The organism is Alcanivorax sp. HI0083, assembly GCF_001635175.1.
In genome coordinates, this window is record NZ_LWFX01000708.1 from 1 (window position 1) to 532 (window position 532).

Genomic DNA, 532 nt, shown 5'->3' on the forward strand with positions numbered 1-532 from the left:
CGGCGTGATGGGCCTGTATCTGCCCGATGCCATTCATGCCTACCAGGCCAATGGCGCTACCTATCTGGTCACCGCTAACGAGGGGGACGCCCGCGCTTGGGGGGAAGATAACGAGGGTTACTGGAATGAAGATCTTAAGGTTAACAGCACCGAATGTGGTGATGCCTCTCTTGGCTTTGTAGAGGAACTCCGCGTCAAGCATCTGGTTCATGCCGATGGCTTTGAGCGTCGTTGCGGCGATGACATGCCGCCACAACTGCTGGCGCTGGCGGAAGGGGCCCTGCTGGACCCGGATGTATTTGGCTATTGCGGGGCCGCCGCCGGAGACCCAGGGGATTGCCGTGACGATGAGTTGCTGGGTCGCCTGAATATCACCTGGGTGCAGGGCTACAAGACCGACGACAATGGCAAGCCGCTGCTGTTCAACGACGCGGGCGACCAGGATGACGACGGTAACCGCCTTATGTATGACACCCTGTACAGCTATGGTGGCCGATCTTTCTCCATCTGGGATGAGGATGGCAAGCAGGTA

Annotated in this window: 1 pseudogene; it reads left to right on the plus strand. The window is 58.8% G+C overall.

From position 1 onward, the window contains the following. Window positions 1-532, plus strand: a pseudogene (locus A3754_RS27470) (alkaline phosphatase); the annotation flags it as partial.